A 19,175-nucleotide genomic window follows, 5' to 3' on the forward strand; every position below is an offset into this window, starting at 1 on the left:
TGTCCGGTGTCGACCTGCCGAAAATCGCCACCGGCGGGGCGCATCGCCCGGTCGGGGGTGGACGGTTGGAGAGCGCTCTCACAGGACCACGAGTGTTGCGCCCACGTTCCATCGACGTCAAGACATCAATTTATTACGACGTAATTTATCCCGAATGCCGGAAGACGCGGGATCCGCCGATGATCGGCGCCCGCCCCGGGCGGCGGAGCCGGGGGCGGTGCTCAGTTCCGGACGCCGCCGGCCGCCAGTAGTCGCGCCACCGGCAGGGTGGCCGCGCCCAGCGCCACCGCGTCGACACCGAGCTGGCCCAGTTCGATCGCGGCCTGCTCGTACGGCTGGTGCAACGCCTGCCCGGCCGCCGCCGCCCGGATCGCCGGCAGCAGGTGGGCGCCGAGCGCCACCCCGGCCCAGCCGCCCAGCACCACCCGTTCCGGGTTGAACAGGTTGATCAGGTTCGCCACTCCGGCGCCGAGGTAGCCGGCGGTCTCGTCCAGTACCCGCCGCGCGGTCGCGGACCGGGTGGCCGCCTCGATCAGCCCGTTGATCTGGGACTCCTCGTCGACGCCGGGTACGGCGTGCCCGCGCCGGGCCTCCCGGTAACGGTCGATGATGCCCTCGGCGCCGACGTACGCCTCCAGGCAGCCCCGGGCGCCGCACCGGCAGGCGCGTCCGTCGTACATCAGGGTGGTGTGGCCCCACTCGCCGGCGCTGCTGGACACCCCGCGGTACATCACCCCGTTGGTCACCACCGCCGCGCCGACCCCGGAGCCGACCAGTGCGAAGACGGCGTGCCGGCTGCCCCGTCCGGCACCGAACCACATCTCGGCCTGGCCCAGCGTCTTGGCGCCGTTGTCGATGTGCACCGGCAGGTCGACCTCGGCCCGGACCAGCCGCTCCAGCGGTACGCCGTGCCACCCGAGGGTCTGGGCGTGCACGATCGCCTCGCCGCCCTGCACCACCACCCCGGAGACGCCGATGCCGATGCCGAGGATGTCCGACCGGGACACCTCGGCCCGCTCGGTCACGGCGGCCAGCCCGGTCAGGATGTGCCGGACCACGGTCGCCGGCTCCGGGCCCGCCTCGTCGATCGGATAGTCGGCGCTGGCCAGCATGGTCATCGCGAGGTCGAAGAGTTCCACCCGGACCCGGGTCTCCCCGACGTCGACCCCGGCCACCAGTGCGTACCGGGGTGCGACCCGCAGCATCATGCTCGGCCGCCCGCCGTCGGACTCCACAGCGCCGGCCTCGACCACCAGCCCCGACCCGATGAGGTCGCCGACCACGTTGCTGACCGCCGGTTGGCTCAGGCCGGTGCTGCGGGAGAGATCCTGCCGGGTCAACGGACCCTCGAGAAACAGCTTCGACAGCAGGGCGGACCGGTTGCGCTGCCGCACGATCCGGTTCGTCGTCCGTTCCAGGTCCACCCACCACCTCGATAAACCCGGCTTGCCGGGAGTCACTGTACGGCCCGTCCTTGACTGCCGAGCCACCACACACTTTAATAACGACGTAAATTAAGCCTTGATGGAACCCCTTCGGCGGCGGCCGCTCCACCCGCCGTCCGTGATCGCGCCGTACCGCTCCATCACCTCCCGGTCCGCCCCGAGACCCCCGCTCCGGTGCTCACCACCGTCGGGTCTCCCGGCCGCCGGCCGACGCAGAAGGGCAAGCCGTGTCGAAGAGACACCTCGCTTTGGTTGCCGCAGCCCTGCTCACGACCGCCTCCCTCACCGCCTGCGGTGACTCGGGCGGCTCGTCCGAGGGCGAAGCCAAGACGCTCACCTACTGGGCCAGCAACCAGGGCGCCAGCATCGAGTTCGACAATCAGACCCTCAAGCCCGAACTGGACAAGTTCGAGCAGCAGACCGGCATCAAGGTCAACGTCGAGGTGGTGCCCTGGTCGGACCTGCTCAACCGGCTGCTCGCCGCCGCCACCTCGGGCAAGGGCCCGGACGTGGTGAACATCGGCAACACCTGGTCGGCCTCGCTCCAGGCGACCGGCGCGCTGATCCCGTTCGACGACGAGACCCTGAACGCCGTGGGTGGCAAGGACCGGTTCGTGCCGGCCGCGCTCGCCGCCGCGGGTGCCCCGGGCAAGCCGCCGGCCGCGGTGCCGCTCTACAGCCTGGCGTACGCGCTCTACTACAACAAGAAGATGTTCAGTGACGCCGGCATCACCGCCCCGCCCGCCACCTGGGAGGAGGTGGTCGAGGTCGGCAAGAAGCTGACCAAGGGCAACCAGTGGGGGCTGGCCCTCGAGGCCGCCAACCCGTCGGAGAACGCCCACCACGCCTTCACCTTCGGCCAGCAGTGGGGCGGCGAGTGGTTCGACTCGGCCGGCAAGCCGACCTTCGACACCCCGCAGAACATCGCCGCCGTCAAGCGGTACATCGACCTGATGGCGGTTGACAAGATCGTCAACCCCAGCAACGCCGAGTACGCGCAGAACCAGTCGGTCGCCGACTTCGCCAACCGCAAGGCGGGAATGCTGCTCTGGCAGGCCGCGGGTTCGAACTTCAAGGCCCAGGGCATGAGCCCGGACGAGTGGGGCATCGCCCCGGTGCCGTTCCCGGCCACCCCGCCGGCCGGCGGCAAGCGGATCAACAGCATGGTCGCCGGAATCAACATGGCGATCTTCAAGCACACCGAGAACAAGGACGGTGCGCTGGAGTTCGTCAAGTTCATGACCAGCGACGCGGAGCAGATCATCCTGAACCGCACCTACGGCTCGTTGCCCTCGGTCAAGCCGGCGAGCGCCGACGCGGCGTTCCAGGCACCCGAGCAGAAGGTGCTGGGTGAGGTGCTCGGCACCACCGCGGCCCCGCTGCCGCAGGTGGCCGAGGAGAGCCAGTTCGAGACGCTGGTCGGTACCGCGATGAAGGAACTCTTCGCCGACGCCGCGGGCGGCAAGCCCGTCACCGAGGCATCGGTCAAGGAGAAGCTCGGCGTGGCGCAACAGAAGATGGGCAGCTGAGCCGCGACGCCGTTTGGTGACCGTGGAGGGGGAGCGCCGCCCCCTCCACGGTCCACCTTGAGAGGATCCGATGGCCACCACCACCGCACCCGGCCCCGTACGGCCCGCCGGGCGACCAGCCGAGAACGGGGCGCCGGAACGACCGAAGCGCCGCGGACCGGGACGGTCGTACCTGCCGTACCTGTTGCTCGTTCCGGCGATCGTGCTCGAACTCGGCGTCCACGTGATTCCGATGCTCGTCGGGGTCTGGATGAGCCTGCTCGAACTCACCCAGTTCCACATCCGGGACTGGTCCACCGCACCCTTCGCCGGCCTGGAGAACTACCGCGTCACGTTCGACTTCAGCTCGGCGACCGGCAAGGACCTGCTGCACTCCTTCTGGGTGACCGTGCTCTACACGGTGGCCTCGGTCGGGCTCTCCTGGGTGTTCGGGATGGCCGCGGCGGTGTTCCTGCAACGGCCGTTCCGGGGCAGGGCGCTGCTGCGGACGCTGTTCCTCACCCCGTACGCCCTGCCGGTCTACACGGCGGTGATCACCTGGACCTTCATGTTCCAGCGGGACACCGGCCTGGTGAACCAGGTCCTCGACCAGTTCGGGCTGATCAGCGGTGACCGGCCGTTCTGGCTGATCGGGGACAACAGCTTCGTCGCCCTGCTCGTGGTGTCGCTCTGGCGGTCCTGGCCGTTCGCCTTCCTCTGCCTGATGGCCGGAATGCAGAACATCCCGGGCGAGCTGTACGAGGCCGCGGCGATCGACGGAGCCGGGTTCTGGCGGCGGCTGCGCGACGTGACGCTGCCGATGCTCCGGCCGGTCAACCAGGTGCTGCTGCTGGTCCTCTTCCTCTGGACCTTCAACGACTTCAACACCCCGTACGTGCTGTTCGGCGGCTCCGCCCCGAAGCAGGCCGACCTGATCTCGATCCACATCTACGAGAGTTCCTTCGTCACCTGGAACTTCGGGCTCGGCTCGGCGATGTCCGTGGCACTGCTGCTCTTCCTGCTCGTCGTCACCGCCGTGTACCTGCTCGTCACCAACCGGAGGAGAGAGCATGCGTGAGACCTCCGGCGAACGCTGGGCCCGGCGGATCGTGCTCAGCCTGCTGACCCTGTTCACCATCACCCCGCTGTACGTGATGCTCAGCTCGGCGCTCAAGCCGCTGCGCGACGTGCAGGGCGCCTTCACCTGGTTGCCGAGCCGACCGACGATCCAGCCGTTCCTGGACATGTGGCGGACGGTTCCGCTCGGCCGGTACCTGGTGAACAGCCTGATGGTGGCCAGCGTCGCGGCGGTGGTCTCGGTGTCCATCGCGATCTTCGCCGCGTTCGCGATCAGCCGGTACCGGTTCCGGGGCCGGCAGATCTTCTCGGTCACCGTGCTCTCGACGCAGATGTTCCCCGGCATCCTCTTCCTGCTGCCGCTGTTCCTCATCTACGTCAACCTGGGCAACGCCACCGGGATCGAGCTCTACGCCACCCGGCTCGGACTGATCATCACCTACCTCACCTTCTCGCTGCCGTTCTCGATCTGGATGCTGGTCGGCTACTTCGACTCGATCCCGCGCGGCCTCGACGAGGCGGCCCAGGTCGACGGTGCCGGACCGATGCGCACCCTGTTCCAGGTCATCCTGCCCACCGCCGTGCCGGGAATCGTCGCGGTCACGGTGTACGCCTTCATGACCGCCTGGGGCGAGGTGCTGTTCGCCTCGGTGATGACCGACGAGAACAGCCGGACCCTGGCCGTCGGCCTCCAGGGTTACGCGACCCAGTACAACGTCTACTGGAACCAGGCCATGGCCGCGTCGGTGGTGGTGAGCATCCCGGTGGTGGTCGGCTTCCTGGCCCTGCAGCGCTACTTCGTCGCCGGCCTGACCGCCGGCGCGGTCAAGTAGGACCCGCCGTGTAGGTCGGGTGCCGCGCCGATTGTCGGATCGGGGAGCGCGGTCGTCGTCAACGAAAAGTGAGCGGTCACCCTCCGACGACCAGCGGCGACCGCGCAACGAGTCAGCGCCATAGCTCAATGTGTCAAAGGAGTCGACCAGTGCCGGACCTGTCCAAGTTGTCGCCCAACTTCACCTGGGGCGTCGCCACGGCGGCGTACCAGATCGAGGGCGCAGTCAGCGCGGATGGTCGCCGGCCGTCCATCTGGGACACCTTCAGCCGGGTACCCGGGGCCATCGACAACGGCGACACCGGTGACGTCGCCTGCGACCACTACCACCGTTGGCCGGAGGATGTGGCGCTGATGCGCCGGCTCGGCGTCGACGCGTACCGGTTCTCGGTGGCCTGGCCGAGGATCATCCCGGACGGCGTCGGCCAGGTGAACGCGGCCGGGCTGGCCTTCTACGACCGGCTGGTCGACGCGCTGCTGGAGGCCGACATCCGGCCGCTGGTCACGCTCTACCACTGGGACCTGCCGCAGGCGTTGCAGGACCGGGGCGGCTGGCCGGAGCGGTCCACCGCCGAGGCGTTCGCCGACTACGCCACCGTGGTCGCCGCCGCGCTGGGTGACCGGGTCACCGACTGGGTGACGGTGAACGAACCGCTCTGCGTCTCCTGGATCGGGCACCTGGAGGGCCGGATGGCACCGGGCGACCAGGACCTGGGCCGTGCCATCGCCACCTCGCACCACACCCTGCTCGGGCACGGTCTCGCCACGGCGGCGATCCGGGCCTCGGCGGCCCGGCCGGCCTCGGTCGGCATCGTGCTCAACCCCAGCCCCTGCGAGCCCGGCAGCGACCGCCCCGAGGACATCGCCGCCGCGGTCCGGGCCGACGGGCACATCAACCGCTGGTGGCTGGACCCGCTGTACGGGCGGGGCTACCCGGCCGACATGATCGAAACGTACGGCATCGAGCCGCCGGTCCGCCCCGGCGACCTCGAGTGCATCGCCACCCCCACCGACTTCCTCGGGCTGAACTACTACTTCCGGCAGGTCATCGTGGACGACCCGGAGGGGCCGGTGCCGTACGCGCGGCAGATCCCGGTGCCCGGCTCGGTGCAGACCGCGATGGACTGGGAGGCGTACCCGACCGGTCTGGAGGAGTTGCTCGTCTCGGTGACCGACCGGTACGCCCCGAACCGGATCCTCGTCACCGAGAGCGGATCGGCCTGGGCCGACCAGGTCACCCCGGAGGGCGGGATCGAGGACAAGGAGCGGACCGCGTACCTGGAGGAGCACATCCAGGCCTGCGCGGCGGCCGCCGCCCGGGGAGTGCCGATCGACGGCTACTTCTACTGGTCCCTGCTGGACAACTTCGAGTGGTCGTACGGATACGACAAGCGGTTCGGCCTGGTGCACGTGGACTACGCCACCCAGACCCGGACGATGAAGGCCAGCGGACTGCGTTACGCCGACATCATCCGGGACCACCAGCGCCTCGCCGGCAAGCCGGAGCCGTCCGCTCCGCTCGGGTAGCCGTCACCGGATCACGTGGCCGGACCGGTCACCGCGGCAGTGGCCGCGGTCCGGTCCGGCGAGCCGTCCGGGGTGGTCCCGGCCCGGTCGGCGGGAGGCGTCGCGGTTCCGGTTCCGGATCGGCGGCCCGAACCGAAGGCGACCAGCCCGGCGGTGATCGCCGCGACCGCGCAGAGTGGCCAGAGCAGACCGGGCGCGACGGTGTAGACCAGGGCTCCGACCGGCGGGGCGAGGATGGTGCCACTGGTCGCGGCCCCCATGTAGAGCCCCTGGTACTGCCCGACGAGTGCCGGCGGCGCGGCATCGAGGACATGAGCCGTTGCCGTGGTCTTGTAGAGGATCTCCCCACAGGTGAGCACGATCATCGCGGCGACCGCCAGCCAGGCCACGGTGCCGAGGGAGAACAGCCCGAAGCCGAGCCCGACCAGGCAGTACCCCGTACCGATCAGCCCGAGCGCGGAGCGTCGGCGGAGCATCATCGTCGCCGGGATCTCCAGGCAGAGGATCATGCCGGAGCCGAGTGCGATGAGGCCGGCGTACAACCCGACCGGTTGGCCGTGGTCGCGCAGGTAGACCGGCAGGGTCGAGTAGAGCTGCCGGTACACGACGTCCACGACCACGACGGCCGGCAACAGCACCAGCAGGCCGCGGTCGGCGCGGACCGCGCGCCACAGATCCGGTAGTCCGGTGCCCTGCCGCGACGGCCGGGCCGGATCGGCCGGCAGCAGCCGCGCGGTCACCGCCCGGACCAGCAGGGTGAGCGCGCCGTCGAGGACGAAGAGCCAACTGAAGCTGTACGTCGAGAGCAGCGCGCCGACCGGCGGTCCGATCACGCAGCCGGCGTTGAAGGCGGCCCGGGTGATCGCCACCGAACGCCGCCGCTCGCCGGCCGGCACGGCCAGGGCGACCAGGGCACCCTGGGACACCCCGGAGGCGGCCCCGGCGTAGCCGACCACCGGCATGGTCACCGCCAACGCGATCACCGGCAGCCAGGGGATCGCCAGCGTGCCCAGCCCGGCGACCGCCGAGGCGACCAGCAGGGTACGGCGATGGCCGAACCGGTCGCCGAACCAGCCGCCGGTGAAGTTGCCGAGCAGCATGCCGGCGCCCAGCGCGCCGCTGATCAGTCCGGCCTGTCCGACCGGCAGCCCGCGCGGACCGGTGAGGTAGAGGAACAGGTAGAACGCGACGAAGGAGCCGGCGGCGTTGACGAACCGACCGGCGGCCAGGGTCCAGACGACCCGGGGGATGTCGCGCATCGTGCTCCTCCGGCCCTCGGGTGGGCGATGTCGGCGCAGTAAGTCTCTTTTCGAAACTCACTATAGAGTGGCCGGCATGAGACGCAGAACCGGGCTGAGCGACCCCGAGTGCGCCGTCGCCCACGCCGCCGAGGCGATCGGCGACTGGTGGAGCCTGCTCGTGCTCCGGGACGTGGCCCGGGGCCTGCACCGGTTCGAGGAACTGCGGGCCGAACTCGGGGTCTCCCGCAAGGTACTCACCGAGCGGTTGCTGCGACTCGTCGACGACGGGGTGCTGGAGCGCCGCCGGTACTCCGACCGGCCACCCCGGTACGAGTACCGGCTGACCCCGCGTGGTCGCGGTGCCCTGCCGATCCTGGTCGCGTTGCAGGACTGGGGCGACCGGTGGTTGCTCGGCGACGGCACGACCACCGCCACCGCCGCGCCCGGTACGGCCGAGGTGCGGCGGGTGCAGTCGCTGGTCGGCACCCGGATTCCGGAACTCGCCAGTCTCGAGCCGATCGCCGCGACCCCGCTGACGGTGCTCTACTGCTATCCCGGCACCCGGATGCCCGGGGCCGCCGGCATTCCCGGCGCCGCCGGCTGCACCCTGGAGTCCTGCACCTACCGGGACCGGCTCGACGAGTTCACCCGGCTCGGCGCGGCGGTCCGGGGGGTGAGTACGCAGCGCCCCGACGAGCAGGCCGCCTTCGCCGCCGCGGAGCGGATCCAGTTTCCGCTGCTCTCCGACGCGGAACTCGAACTGGCCACCGCGCTGCGGCTGCCGACCTTCCGGGCCGGCGGAACGGTGCGACTCAAGCGGCTGACCCTGGTGGTCGACGCGGGGCGTACGGTGCGGGCGGTGCGTTATCCGGTGCCGGACGTCACGGGTGGCGTCGAGGAGACCCTGGGACTGGTCCGGGAGTTGACCGGATAGCTCCGCCGGAGACCGTGCGAAGCCCGGCACAGCCCACGCGGGTACGGTGTGCGAAGCCCTCCGACGGGCCACCGCCGTCCCGCCTACTCCGTTTTCCACCGAGGAGTGCAAGATCAGATGAGTGATCGGGTCCAGAGCCCAGAGCAGCCGGGGTCGACGAGCCAGCGGCGTCCGACCAAACAGGAGCGACGGGCCGCCGCGGAGGCGGCCGCCGCCCGAGCCTCCGCGACCCGGGTCCGCCGGCAGCGACTGGCCGGCGGGATCGCCGGAGTCGTACTGGTCGGGTTGGGTTTCGCCGCCCTCATCGTCCTTCCCGACGTCCTCGACCGCCCGGCGGAGAGCACCGCCGCCCCGGCGTCGAGCGAGCAGACCACCGCGCCCGAGCAACCCGCCGGCACGCCGGAGCCGACCGCCCCGGCCGGCGACGCGCCGAGCCCGGCCGCACCGTCCGAGAACCCGGCGTCACCGCAGGCCCGGCCGCAGGGCGACTTCGACCCCCGGCTCGCCGAGCGGCCCGCCGTCAAGGCGGACGGCGGCAAGCCGTCGAAGCTCGTCGTCACCCCGCTGATCCAGGGGACCGGTCCCGCCGTGCAGCGGGGGCAGACCATCGCGGTGAACTACGTCGGGGTGTCGTTCCAGACCGGCAAGGAGTTCGGCGCCTCCTGGGACCAGGGCGAACCGCTCCAGACCCAGATCGGCGTCGGCGCCGTGATTCCCGGCTGGGATCAGGGCCTGGTGGGGATCAAGGTCGGCAGCCGGGTCCAGCTCGACATCCCGGCCGAACTCGCCTACGGGGAGAAGCCCGCCGACAGCAGCAGGCCGGCCGGTCCGCTCCGGTTCGTCGTCGACGTCCTGGGGATCAAGCCCGAGACGGGGCAGTAGGGGCTGATCGAACCGGTCCGGCGGCCCGCCACCGAGGTGGTCGCGGCCGCCGGACCGACATCGGCTACCCGTCACTCCGCCCGGTGCACGATTCCGCCGCCCGGACCGGCCCGTAGCGCCATCCGAGCCGGCAGAACGCTGGCAACGAGCGCCAGGACCAGGCAACCGCCCACCACCACCCCCATCGTCGGCCAGGGGATCACCAGATCGACCGGTACGCCGACCTGCTCGCTCAGCGCGGAACGGATGGCCAGCAGCGCGACGGCCGGAACCACCAGACCGACCGTCGTGCCGATCACTACCACCAGCGCCGATTCGGCGGCGACCGAGGCCAGCACCTGACGGACGGTGGCACCCGAGCGGAGCAGCAGCAGAAGTTCCCGGGTCCGGTGCGCGGTCGCCATCAGCAGCGTGTTCGCCAGCGCGACCGCGGTGTAGCCCGCCGAGACCCCGATCAGGATGAGCGTGGCGATCCAGACGAGCCTGTCCTCCTCGGCGGCCCGACCCTCCGCGTAGTCGGCCACGCTGACCAGCCGGGCACCGAGTTCGGCCGGGAGAGCGCGGCCATCGTCGGTCCCCTCCGGTGAACCGCCGTCGCCGGACCCGGCCGCCGGGCCGGTGCGGAAGACCGCCTCGGTGAGCGCGGACGGATCACGGGCCCGGACCGCCTCCCGGGTGAACAGCATCTCGACCGGGATCGAGCCGTCGGCGACCACCGCCACCAACCGGACCGTTCCGCTGCTGCCGTCCGGGTGACCGAGCACGGCGGATCCGCCGGCCGCCCACCCGAGCCGGTCGGCCAGTCCGGCGGAGACGACCGCGGCGTCCGGGTCGCGCAACGCGTCGAAGGCACCGGAGAGCACGCTGAGCCGGCCGTTCACCCGGGCGAAGCCGGCCGGGTCGACCCCGGCGGCCCTGATCGGGACGCCGCCGGGGGCGCTGGCGCCGGCACCGGCATCGTCGGCGTAGACGGTGGTGGGCAGGAGCGCTGTTCCGCCAGCGGTGGCCACCGCCGCGTCGGACAGGCCCGGCGTACCCGCCGGAACGAGCACCGTACCCGCCCGGACGGCGGCGGCGTCCCGGCTCGCGTACGCGCCGGACGAGGTGGCTACCGAGCCGGCGATCAGCACCGCGAAACCCACCGTGAGCAGCATCGGTGCCGAGGTCGACGCGGTACGCCGGACCGCCGTCAGCGCGTTGTGCCGGACCAGCATCCCGGTCGCCCCGCGCAACCGGTCCAGTGGCCAGGTGAGGGCGTAGGTCAGCGGCGGGATCAGCACCGGCGCGAGCAGGGTCAGGCCCAGGGTCAGCGCCATCGCCGCGTACAGCGCGCGGGCCACGATGTCGGCGGCCCCGGCACGGCTCAGCACCACGGTCAGCAGCAGCCCGCCGGTCGTGGCGGCGATACCGCCGATCCAGCGCGACCAGGTCATCGGACGGCGATCCACGGCCGCCTCGCGGAGCGCCTCCAGCGGACGTACCCGGCCGGCGCGGCGGGAGGCCGACCAGACCCCGAGCAGGGCGACGACAAGTCCCACCCCGAACGCGGCGGCCGGCGGCCAGGGTTCGATCCGGACCCGGAACGCGGCCGGCTGGAATTCGGCGTCGATCAACAGGTTGCCGAACGCCGGAGCACAGGCCGCGCCGAGCAACGCCCCGACGGCCGCCGCCACGGCGCCGACCACCAGCGCCTCGGCGTACATCATCCGCCGGAGTTGGCGCGGGGTGGCGCCGACGGTACGCAGCAGGCCGAACTCCCGGCGCCGCTGGGCCACCGCGAAGGCGAACGTGGACGCCACGACGAAGATCGAAACGAACCCGGCCAGTGCCGTCATCGCGGTCAGCACCTGCATGCCGATCCACCGCGTCCGGGCGTCGCGCCGAGGTTCGAGTTCCGCCCGGGCGTCGCCGCTCAGCACGCTGCCGTCCCGGCCGACGATCGCCGACGCCGCCGCCCGTACCGCCGCCGGATCGGCGTCCTGCCCCGTCACCAGACCGATCACCCGGACCCCACCGGCCAGCGGTACCGCGGCGCTGTCGGCGACGAAGAAACCGGGGCCGTCGACGGTGCCGGAGACGGTGTACCGGGTCGGTCCGGTCGCGGTCAGCAGGGTGACCGTGGCACCCGGGGCGAGTGCCAGGGCGCGGTCGAGGACCACCTCGTCGGCCCGGACGGGTGGGCTCCCCGCGACCAGCCGGTACGGCGCCAGCGCGGCACTCGACCAGCCGTGTCCCTGCGGGTCGGAGAGCGCGGGCTCGCCGACCGGTCGGCCGTCGCGCACCGCCTGGGCGTAGAACGAGCGGTCCGGCACCGCCGCCCGCACCCCGGGAATAGCGGCGAGGCGGTCGACCAGCTCGGTCGTCCGCTCCGCTGACCAGGGACGGCGTTCGGGAAACGCTCCGGACACCTCCGCGACGGCGGGACCGGCCACCAGCACCTCCGTGCCGGCGTACCGGTCCGGCACCTGGGGCCTCGCCGAGACCAGGATCAGCGCCGTCATCGACATCAGCGCCACGCCGAGGCAGAGTGCGACGAACGGGCCGAGCAGGCCGGTCCAGCGGGCCCGCAACGCGGCACCGGTCAGCATGCCAACTCCAGCCGGGTCATCCGGGCGGCGATCGACTCCGCGGTCAGCTCGCCGTCGAGTTCGTCCACCACCCGGCCGTCGGCCAGCAGGACCACCCGGTCGGCGTACGCCGCCGCGACCGGATCGTGCGTCACCATGACCACTGTCTGGCGGTGCTGGTCGACGAGGTTGCGCAGCAGCCGGAGGATGTCCCGGGAGGTCCTGGTGTCCAACGCGCCGGTCGGCTCGTCGGCGAAGAGTACGGCCGGTCGACTGATCAGGGCCCGGGCGATCGCCACCCGCTGCTGCTCGCCACCGGAGAGTTCGTCGGGCCGGTGGCGGGCCCGTCCGGCCAGGCCGACCTCGGCCAGCGCCGCGTGCAGTTGTGCCGGATCAGGCCGACGACCGGCCAGGCGCAGCGGCAGCGAGACGTTCTGCTCCGCCGTCAGCGCCGGCACCAGGTTGTACGACTGGAAGACGAATCCGACCCGCTCCCGACGTAACAGGGTCAGCGCGGTCTCGTTGAGCGCGCCGAGTTCGGTTCCGTCGATCCTGATCGTGCCGGCGGTCGGCCGGTCCAGCCCGGCGGCGCAGTGCAACAGGGTCGACTTGCCGGAGCCGGACGGACCCATCACCGCGCTGAAGGTGCCCCGTCCGAAGTCGAGGGTCACCCCGTCCAGCGCGTTCACCCGCCGCGCACCGGAGCCGTACGCCCGGTCGACCTCGCGGAGCGCGACGGCCTGGCCCGGTTCCGCGTCGTTCTCTCGTTCTGCCATGCCGTACAAGGTCCGTCATCTCACCGGCCCGGCACATCGGAGCGGAACCGTCACTTCCGACCCCGTCCTGCGGGGTACGCCGTCCACCGGCCGCCCGCCGCGTCAGCCCGGAGGATGACCGTCGCCGGGTTGACGTGTCGCCTCCGCCGGGCGGCTACCGTCGACGGATGACCGCCGCCGACGTGCGTCCGCTGCTCACCCGCCGGTTGCGTGGCGTCGACCTGATAGCGCTCGACGTGCTGCCCGCGATCGGCCTGCTGCTCGTCGTCGGGTACGCCGCTGCGGACCCGCCCACGGTCAGCGACAGCCCGAACGAGCTGTTCCACGAGCCGGCCTGGCTCACCGTGCTCTTCACCGTCGCCGCCTCGCTGCCGATCGCGGTACGACGGCGGTGGCCGCTGCCGGTGCTGGCGGTGGTCTCGGCCGGCGCGCTGTCGTCGGTGCTGGTCTCGGTGGTGCCGATCTACGCATCCCCGGCCGTCTTCCTCGCCATCGCCTTCGCGCTCTACCAGGTGGCGGTCGCCGAGCCGCTCCGCCGGTCGGTCCCGGCCCTGCTGCTGGTGCTGACCGGCGCACTACTGGTGGCGTTACCCCGGTCGACCGGAGGGACCGACGACGCTCCCGGACTGGGCTTCGCCGGCCTGGTACTCGGCGCCGCGTGGACCCTCGGCCGGGTGGTCCGGGAACGCCGGGCGTACGCCGAGCGGATGGCGGCGCAGGCGGCGACCCAGCTCGCCGAGCGGGCGACGACCGAGGAGCGGCTGCGGCTGGCCCGGGAACTGCACGACATCGTGGCGCACAGCATGAGCGTGATCACGGTCAAGGCGGCGATCGCCAACCACGTCGCCGAGTCCCGTCCGCAGGAACTACGGGAGGCGCTGCGGGACATCGAGGCGACCAGCCGGGGCGCGCTGACGGAGCTGCGGCGTACCCTCGGCGTGCTCCGGGCCGGCGCGCCGGCCGGGCTGGTCGAGTTCGGACCCGCTCCCGGCCTCGCCGACCTGCCCGACCTGGTCCAGCGGGCCACCCAGGCCGGTACGGACGCGGCACTGGCGCTGGACCTGGCCGGCGTGCCGGAGCCGCCGGAGGACGTCGGCCGGTCGGTCTACCGGATCGTCCAGGAGGCGCTGACCAACGTGGTCAAGCACGCCGGACCGACCCGGTGCCGGGTGACGGTGACCGCGACCGTGGCCGCCGTACGGGTCGAGGTGACGAACGATCCCGGTCGGCCCGTCCGGCCGGCCGACCCACGGGGACAGGGGCTGATCGGCATGCGGGAACGGGTCAACCTGTACGGCGGAACGTTCGCCTCCGGCCCGTTGCCCGACGGCGGCTTCCGGATCTGCGCCGAGCTGCCCTGCCGGCCGCCGGACGCCCCGGCCCCGACGCCCGTCGACCCGCCCGTCGAGTCATCGCCGCTTGCCGGCCCGTCGCCGGCCGCCGGTCCGTCGCGGCCCGCCAATCCTTCACCTCTTGCCGGTCCGTCGCTGCCCGACGCCCCGTCGCTGGCCGTCGGTCGGCCGGCACCGGGCGACATCCTCGGAGCGGACTGGTGACGGACCGGCCCGTACGGGTGCTCATCGCCGACGACCAGGCGCTGCTCCGGGGCAGTTTCCGGGTACTGGTCGAGACGACACCGGGGCTGACCGTGGTCGGTGAGGCCGGCACCGGCGCGGCAGCGGTGGAACTGGCCGAACGGGAGCGCCCCGACGTGGTGCTGATGGACGTCCGGATGCCGCAGATGGACGGCATCGAGGCGACCCGGCGGATCGCCGCGTCGCCCGCCGCCGCGCAGGTCCGGGTGCTCATCCTCACCACCTTCGACCTCGACGAGTACGTCTACGCGGCGCTGCGGGCCGGAGCCAGTGGATTCCTGCTCAAGGACGCCCCGCCGGAGGACCTGCTGACGGCGATCCGGGTGGTGGCCGCCGGTGAGGGCCTGCTCGCCCCGAGCGTGACCCGACGGCTGATCGCCGAGTTCGCCCGGTTGCCGGAGCCGGACCGGCCGGTGGCCCGCGACCTGGTCGGGGTGACCGAGCGGGAGCGGGAGGTGCTCGTCCTGATCGGACGCGGCCTGTCCAACGCCGAGATCGCCGGTCACCTGCGACTCAGCCCGGCCACGGTGAAGACGCACGTGGGCCGCCTGCTCGGCAAGCTGCACGCCCGGGACCGGGCCCAATTGGTGATCGTCGCCTACCGGACCGGGCTGGTCTCGGTGCCGAACCCCTGACCGTGGGTTGCGGGTTCCGCCCGGTCCGGCTCACCGACCATCGAGGTGGACCAGCAGGAGCTGTTCGGGATGCAGCGGCGGCGCCTGGAGTCCGGCGGCGCCGAGGGTACGCCCGGACAGCCGTACCCCGGGCCCGGTGACCCAGGGCGGCGGGGCGGGCAGGACCTTCTCGGCGACGTCCGGCGCCAGCGCGCGGACCAGGTACCGACGGTCGGGGTCCAGACCCGGCAGGCGTACCGGGCCGGGGTTGGCCGTCGTGCCGGTCGCGGTGGCGACGATCGCCATGATCGCCTCGGCCCGGTCCGGCGCGACCACCCCGTGCACCCACAGGGCCGGATCCGGATGATCGGCCCGGACCACCGTGCCGCCGTGGACCAGGTCCCGGTGCCGCTTGTACAGCGTCACCCACCAGGCCAGCTCCCGCTGCTCCTCCGGGGTGGCCGAGGTCAGGTCCCACTCGATCCCGAAGCTGCCGAAGAAGGCGGTGCCGGCCCGGAAGGTGAGGCCGTGGGTCCGGCCGGTGGTGTGCGCCCGGGCGGCACCGACGTGCGCCCCGATCAGCTCCGGCGGCAGCAGCAACTGCGTCCAGCGCTGGATGGACTGCCGTTCCAGGGCGTCGATGCAGTCGCTGCCCCAGATCCGGTCGGTCCGCTCCAGGATTCCGAGGTCGACCCGGCCGCCTCCGGAGGAACACGACTCGATCTGCAGCCGTGGATGGCGTTCCCGCAGCGTGTCGAGCAGTCGGTAGGCCGCCAGGGTCTGCGCGTGCACCCGGGCCCGGCCGGACGGCTGCGTTCCGGCGTCGAGCAGGTCCCGGTTGTGGTCCCACTTCAGGTACGCGATGCCGTACTCCCGAACCAGCGTGTCGAGCCGGTCGAGGATGTGGTGGTAGGCGTCCGGCTGGGTCAGGTCGAGCACCTGCTGCCAGCGGGCCTCGCGGGGCAGCCGCCCGCCGGTGCCGAGCATCCAGTCCGGATGGGCCCGGGCCAGGTCCGAGTCGGGGTTGATCATCTCCGGCTCGACCCAGAGCCCGAACTCCAGGCCCAGCCCGCGTACGTGTGCGACCAACGGGTGCAGCCCGTCGGGCCAGACGTCCGGGTCGACGTACCAGTCGCCCAGACCGGCCCGGTCGTTGCGGCGGCCCCGGAACCAGCCGTCGTCCAGGACGAACCGCTCGGCCCCGATCCGGGCGGCGGCGTCCGCGAGCGCCGTCAGCCGAGCGAGATCATGGTCGAAGTAGACGGCCTCCCAGGTGTTCACCACGACCGGCCGGGCCCGTCGCTGCGCCGTCACCGACCGGCGCAGGTGGGCGTGGAAGCGGGCCGACATCTCGTCCAGACCGCGCCCGTACGAGCCGTACACCCAGGGCGTCCGGTAGTGCTCACCCGGTGCCAGCACGATCTCGCCGGGCAGGAGCAGCTCACCGGCGCCGAGCAGCGCCTCGCCCTCGGGAGTCCGCTCGGCGTGGATCCGGTGGTTACCGCTCCACCCGAGGTGGAGGCCCCAGACCTCGCCGGACCGGAAGCCGAAGTCCGCCGTACCGGCGACCAGCAGCAGGGTGGCGTCCAGGCCCGGTTTGCCCCGGCGACTCTCCCGCAGCCGGGTGCCGACGGTGAACGGGTGCCGCTGCGGCGCGCGCTCGCGGCACCACCGACCCGTGAGGTCGAGCAGTTCGGCCGCCTGTGGCGGTACCGGCAGGCCCAGCGCCAGCCCGTCCAGCTGGTACGGGTCCGCGTGGGCCGGATTGGCGAGATCGGCGCGCAGCCGAACCAGGCCGCCCGGATCGAGTTCCAGCTCGATGACCAGATCCAGGGCGGCGTCGTCGTCCCGGGCCGTCGCGACGACGCCGGTCGGTACGCCGTCGGGCCCGTCCACCACGCGCAGTTCGGTCCGCTGGAACCGGGGCGACCAGTCCCGACCGGACCGGTGGCCGGACAGGCCGGGCAGACCGAACCAGGCGTGGGTGTGCTCGGGGAGGATGCCGACTCCCCGCCCGTCGGGCGAGCCGTGCCGGACCGGCCGGCGCAGCGCGGTGGCCAGGTCGAGCAGTTCCGGGCCGGTCAGCGGCCCGAGGTCGGCACCCCAGTGCAGCACCACCGGCACCCCGGAGTCGCTGCCGTCCAGCAGCAGACTGACCCCGGCCCGGCGCAGGTGGACCAGGTCGGCGGCGGCGTCCCGGACCGGTTCGGGATGGCGGGTCTGGCTCGGGACCGTCATGAGGGTGCCTCCGGACTCGAGGGGTTTGTGACGACCTGGCGCGGGTAGCGTGCCTTCGGCCGTCGTGTCCCGTCAACGGCCCGTACCGCCCGGAGGCCCGTTCCCACCAGCGGGCGCCGCCCAGGAAACCGGGTACGGCCACAGAGCCGGCATGGTGGACAATCTGCAGCGTGACCGACAGCAACCTTCCCCCCGTCGTGCCCGCCGGCCGGGAGTCCCCGCTCGACGACCTGCGGTGGCGGGGTCTTCTCTTCGACTCCACCGACGTCGCCGAGCTGCAGGAGCATCTGGGCTCCGGTCCGGTGACCTTCTACGTCGGGTTCGACCCCACCGCGCCGAGCCTGCACATCGGTAACCTGCTGCAGATCGTGACTGCCCGCCGGCTACAGCTCGCCGGGCACCGCCCGCTGCTCCTGGTCGGCGGTGCGACCGGGCTGATCGGTGACCCCAACGAGCGGGGCGAGCGGATCCTGAACACCCCGGAGGTGGTCGCCAACTGGGTCGACCGGATCCGCGAGCAGCTCGCCCCCTTCGTCTCGTACGAGGGGGAGAACGCCGCCCGGCCGGTCAACAACCTGGACTGGATCGGCGTGATGTCGGTGGTCGAGTTTCTCCGGGACGTCGGCAAGCACTTCCCGGTCAACCGGATGCTCGCCCGTGAGGTGGTCAAGGCCCGGCTGGACAGCGGAATCAGCTACACCGAGTTCAGCTACCAGTTGCTACAGGCCAACGACTTCTTCGAGCTGCACCGGCGGCACGGCTGCACGCTGCAGTTCGGCGGCTCGGACCAGTGGGGGAACATCACCGCCGGCGTCGACTACGTACGCCGGCGCGGCGCCGGGCCGGTACACGCCTTCGTCACACCACTGGTCACCAAGGCGGACGGCACCAAGTTCGGCAAGACCGAGGGCGGGGCGGTCTGGCTCGACCCGACGATGACCAGCCCGTACGCCTTCTACCAGTTCTGGGTCAACACCGACGACCGCGACGTGGGTCAGTACCTGCGGTACTTCAGCTTCCGGTCGCACCAGGAGATCGAGGAGTTGGAGAAGGCGACGGCGGAGCGACCGGCGGCCCGGATCGCCCAGCGGGCGCTCGCGGAGGAACTGACCGCCCTGGTGCACGGCGCCGAGGAGGCCCGGCAGGCGGTGGCGGCGAGTCAGGCCCTGTTCGGCCGGGGCGCCCTCGACGAACTGGCCCCGGAGACCCTGCGGGCGGCGTTGGGGGAGGCCGGCCTCGTCCGGCTGGAAACGCTGCCTCCGGTGGCCCAGATGTTCCGGGAGGCGGGATTGGTGAGCAGTCTCAACGAGGCACGACGCGCGATCGGCGAGGGCGGCGCGTACGTCAACAACGAGCGGGTCACCGATCCGGAGGCTGCCGTCGCGCCGGATGCTCTGCTGCACGGCCGGTTCCTGGTGCTGCGCCGTGGCAAGCGCACCTTTGCCGGTGTGGAGCTGGTTCCCGGTCAATGATGTGACGCGGAATGCCCTCGGTGGATTTGACGTCGCCCGCCCCGGCCGCGTAATTTTCTCTCTGCCAGCGGGGGAACGGACGAACGGCGCGAAACGCGCAGAGGCCGGAACCGCAGGCGAAGCTCAAGGTCGAACGGTGGGTGACCACCCGGTCTGACCTGGCGGGCGGGGCGACCCGGATGGCTCGGACAGAGCGATTTGGAGTTGCGGACCTGACCGAGTAGAGTGAACAACTGGCAGTGAGCCGGGCGAGCGCGTGGGTGACTTCACGAGCGGCCGGTCTGCCGGAATCCTGGATCGGGTCAGCCGATTGGCTGCGCCCTGATTGAGGAAATGGCTTGATCGAATGGAACGGATGTCTGCCGGTTAATTCGGTTTGACGACGTGAAAACGGTCAGCTAACGTAATACAAGCGCCCGGCGGAAACGCTGGGGGTGGATGGTGGCCCCGGGTGGTGGGTTTCGGCT

The 19,175-nt window shown here is 71.9% G+C and carries 14 protein-coding genes; 9 read left to right on the top strand and 5 right to left on the bottom strand.

Annotation, left to right across the window (positions count from 1 at the left end):
• Positions 1–221: 221 nt before the first annotated feature.
• A complete protein-coding gene (locus ACFP2T_RS45295; protein WP_377433493.1) occupies positions 222–1,424 on the bottom strand; it encodes an ROK family transcriptional regulator in 1,203 nt (400 codons plus the stop codon).
• A gap of 248 nt (positions 1,425–1,672) precedes the next feature.
• On the opposite strand from ACFP2T_RS45295, the gene ACFP2T_RS45300 reads away from it, so the two are divergent.
• The 4 genes from ACFP2T_RS45300 (at position 1,673) to ACFP2T_RS45315 (ending at position 6,389) form a co-directional block, all read left to right on the top strand.
• The gene (locus tag ACFP2T_RS45300; protein ID WP_377433496.1) at positions 1,673–2,974 is read left to right on the top strand and encodes an ABC transporter substrate-binding protein; all 1,302 of its coding nucleotides are present in this window, start codon (positions 1,673–1,675) and stop codon (positions 2,972–2,974) included.
• Between the two features lie 70 nt (positions 2,975–3,044).
• Positions 3,045–4,031 carry a carbohydrate ABC transporter permease gene (locus tag ACFP2T_RS45305; protein WP_377433499.1) on the top strand — a complete coding sequence of 329 codons (987 nt, stop codon included), beginning with the start codon at positions 3,045–3,047 and terminating at the stop codon, positions 4,029–4,031.
• On the top strand, positions 4,024–4,863 hold the full coding sequence (locus tag ACFP2T_RS45310) for a carbohydrate ABC transporter permease (protein ID WP_377433502.1): 840 nt from the start codon (positions 4,024–4,026) through the stop codon (positions 4,861–4,863). The genes ACFP2T_RS45305 and ACFP2T_RS45310 overlap by 8 nt, the downstream gene beginning before the upstream one ends.
• 149 nt (positions 4,864–5,012) lie before the next feature.
• Positions 5,013–6,389, top strand: a complete 1,377-nt coding sequence (locus ACFP2T_RS45315) for a GH1 family beta-glucosidase (RefSeq protein WP_377433504.1) — start codon at positions 5,013–5,015, stop codon at positions 6,387–6,389.
• A gap of 11 nt (positions 6,390–6,400) precedes the next feature.
• On the opposite strand, the gene ACFP2T_RS45320 is transcribed toward ACFP2T_RS45315, so the two are convergent.
• Entirely contained in the window at positions 6,401–7,648 is a 1,248-nt protein-coding gene (locus ACFP2T_RS45320) for an MFS transporter (RefSeq protein WP_377433507.1), read from the bottom strand.
• A 76-nt stretch (positions 7,649–7,724) separates the two neighbouring features.
• Between ACFP2T_RS45320 and ACFP2T_RS45325 the strand changes: the two genes are divergently transcribed.
• Both ACFP2T_RS45325 and ACFP2T_RS45330 read left to right on the top strand, forming a co-directional pair.
• Positions 7,725–8,564 carry a winged helix-turn-helix transcriptional regulator gene (locus tag ACFP2T_RS45325; RefSeq protein WP_377433509.1) on the top strand — a complete coding sequence of 280 codons (840 nt, stop codon included), beginning with the start codon at positions 7,725–7,727 and terminating at the stop codon, positions 8,562–8,564.
• A 117-nt stretch (positions 8,565–8,681) separates the two neighbouring features.
• Positions 8,682–9,446 carry an FKBP-type peptidyl-prolyl cis-trans isomerase gene (locus ACFP2T_RS45330; RefSeq protein WP_377433512.1) on the top strand — a complete coding sequence of 255 codons (765 nt, stop codon included), beginning with the start codon at positions 8,682–8,684 and terminating at the stop codon, positions 9,444–9,446.
• Between the two features lie 71 nt (positions 9,447–9,517).
• On the opposite strand, the gene ACFP2T_RS45335 is transcribed toward ACFP2T_RS45330, so the two are convergent.
• Positions 9,518–12,034: an ABC transporter permease gene (locus tag ACFP2T_RS45335; protein ID WP_377433514.1), complete on the bottom strand. Its 2,517-nt coding sequence runs from the start codon at positions 12,032–12,034 to the stop codon at positions 9,518–9,520.
• Positions 12,028–12,789 (bottom strand): ABC transporter ATP-binding protein, encoded by a 762-nt coding sequence (locus ACFP2T_RS45340; protein ID WP_377433517.1) that lies wholly within the window; start codon positions 12,787–12,789, stop codon positions 12,028–12,030. Before ACFP2T_RS45340 ends, ACFP2T_RS45335 begins: the two co-directional genes overlap by 7 nt.
• A gap of 167 nt (positions 12,790–12,956) precedes the next feature.
• On the opposite strand from ACFP2T_RS45340, the gene ACFP2T_RS45345 reads away from it, so the two are divergent.
• Both ACFP2T_RS45345 and ACFP2T_RS45350 read left to right on the top strand, forming a co-directional pair.
• Entirely contained in the window at positions 12,957–14,345 is a 1,389-nt protein-coding gene (locus ACFP2T_RS45345; RefSeq protein ID WP_377433519.1) for a histidine kinase, read from the top strand.
• The gene (locus ACFP2T_RS45350; protein ID WP_377433521.1) at positions 14,342–15,019 is read left to right on the top strand and encodes a response regulator; all 678 of its coding nucleotides are present in this window, start codon (positions 14,342–14,344) and stop codon (positions 15,017–15,019) included. The genes ACFP2T_RS45345 and ACFP2T_RS45350 overlap by 4 nt, the downstream gene beginning before the upstream one ends.
• A 30-nt stretch (positions 15,020–15,049) precedes the next feature.
• Here ACFP2T_RS45350 and ACFP2T_RS45355 read toward each other — a convergent pair whose 3' ends face one another.
• Positions 15,050–17,236 (bottom strand): alpha-galactosidase, encoded by a 2,187-nt coding sequence (locus tag ACFP2T_RS45355; protein WP_377433524.1) that lies wholly within the window; start codon positions 17,234–17,236, stop codon positions 15,050–15,052.
• Positions 17,237–17,406: 170 nt separating this feature from the next.
• Between ACFP2T_RS45355 and tyrS the strand changes: the two genes are divergently transcribed.
• Entirely contained in the window at positions 17,407–18,708 is a 1,302-nt protein-coding gene (tyrS, locus tag ACFP2T_RS45360) for a tyrosine--tRNA ligase (protein WP_377433526.1), read from the top strand.
• The last annotated feature ends 467 nt before the right edge of the window (positions 18,709–19,175 follow it).

Origin of the sequence: Plantactinospora solaniradicis (assembly GCF_042658085.1) — a bacterium.
GTDB classification, from domain to species: domain Bacteria; phylum Actinomycetota; class Actinomycetes; order Mycobacteriales; family Micromonosporaceae; genus Plantactinospora; species Plantactinospora solaniradicis.

What these genes read in the sequence shown, in the direction of transcription:
- ACFP2T_RS45305 (WP_377433499.1), top strand. Translation starts at nt 3,045, where the DNA reads ATGGCCACCACCACCGCACCCGGCCCCGTACGGCCCGCCGGGCGACCA.
- ACFP2T_RS45310 (WP_377433502.1), top strand. Translation starts at nt 4,024, where the DNA reads ATGCGTGAGACCTCCGGCGAACGCTGGGCCCGGCGGATCGTGCTCAGC.
- ACFP2T_RS45320 (WP_377433507.1), bottom strand. Translation starts at nt 7,648, where the DNA reads ATGCGCGACATCCCCCGGGTCGTCTGGACCCTGGCCGCCGGTCGGTTC.
- ACFP2T_RS45325 (WP_377433509.1), top strand. Translation starts at nt 7,725, where the DNA reads ATGAGACGCAGAACCGGGCTGAGCGACCCCGAGTGCGCCGTCGCCCAC.
- ACFP2T_RS45330 (WP_377433512.1), top strand. Translation starts at nt 8,682, where the DNA reads ATGAGTGATCGGGTCCAGAGCCCAGAGCAGCCGGGGTCGACGAGCCAG.
- ACFP2T_RS45335 (WP_377433514.1), bottom strand. Translation starts at nt 12,034, where the DNA reads ATGCTGACCGGTGCCGCGTTGCGGGCCCGCTGGACCGGCCTGCTCGGC.
- ACFP2T_RS45340 (WP_377433517.1), bottom strand. Translation starts at nt 12,789, where the DNA reads ATGGCAGAACGAGAGAACGACGCGGAACCGGGCCAGGCCGTCGCGCTC.
- ACFP2T_RS45345 (WP_377433519.1), top strand. Translation starts at nt 12,957, where the DNA reads ATGACCGCCGCCGACGTGCGTCCGCTGCTCACCCGCCGGTTGCGTGGC.
- ACFP2T_RS45355 (WP_377433524.1), bottom strand. Translation starts at nt 17,236, where the DNA reads ATGACGGTCCCGAGCCAGACCCGCCATCCCGAACCGGTCCGGGACGCC.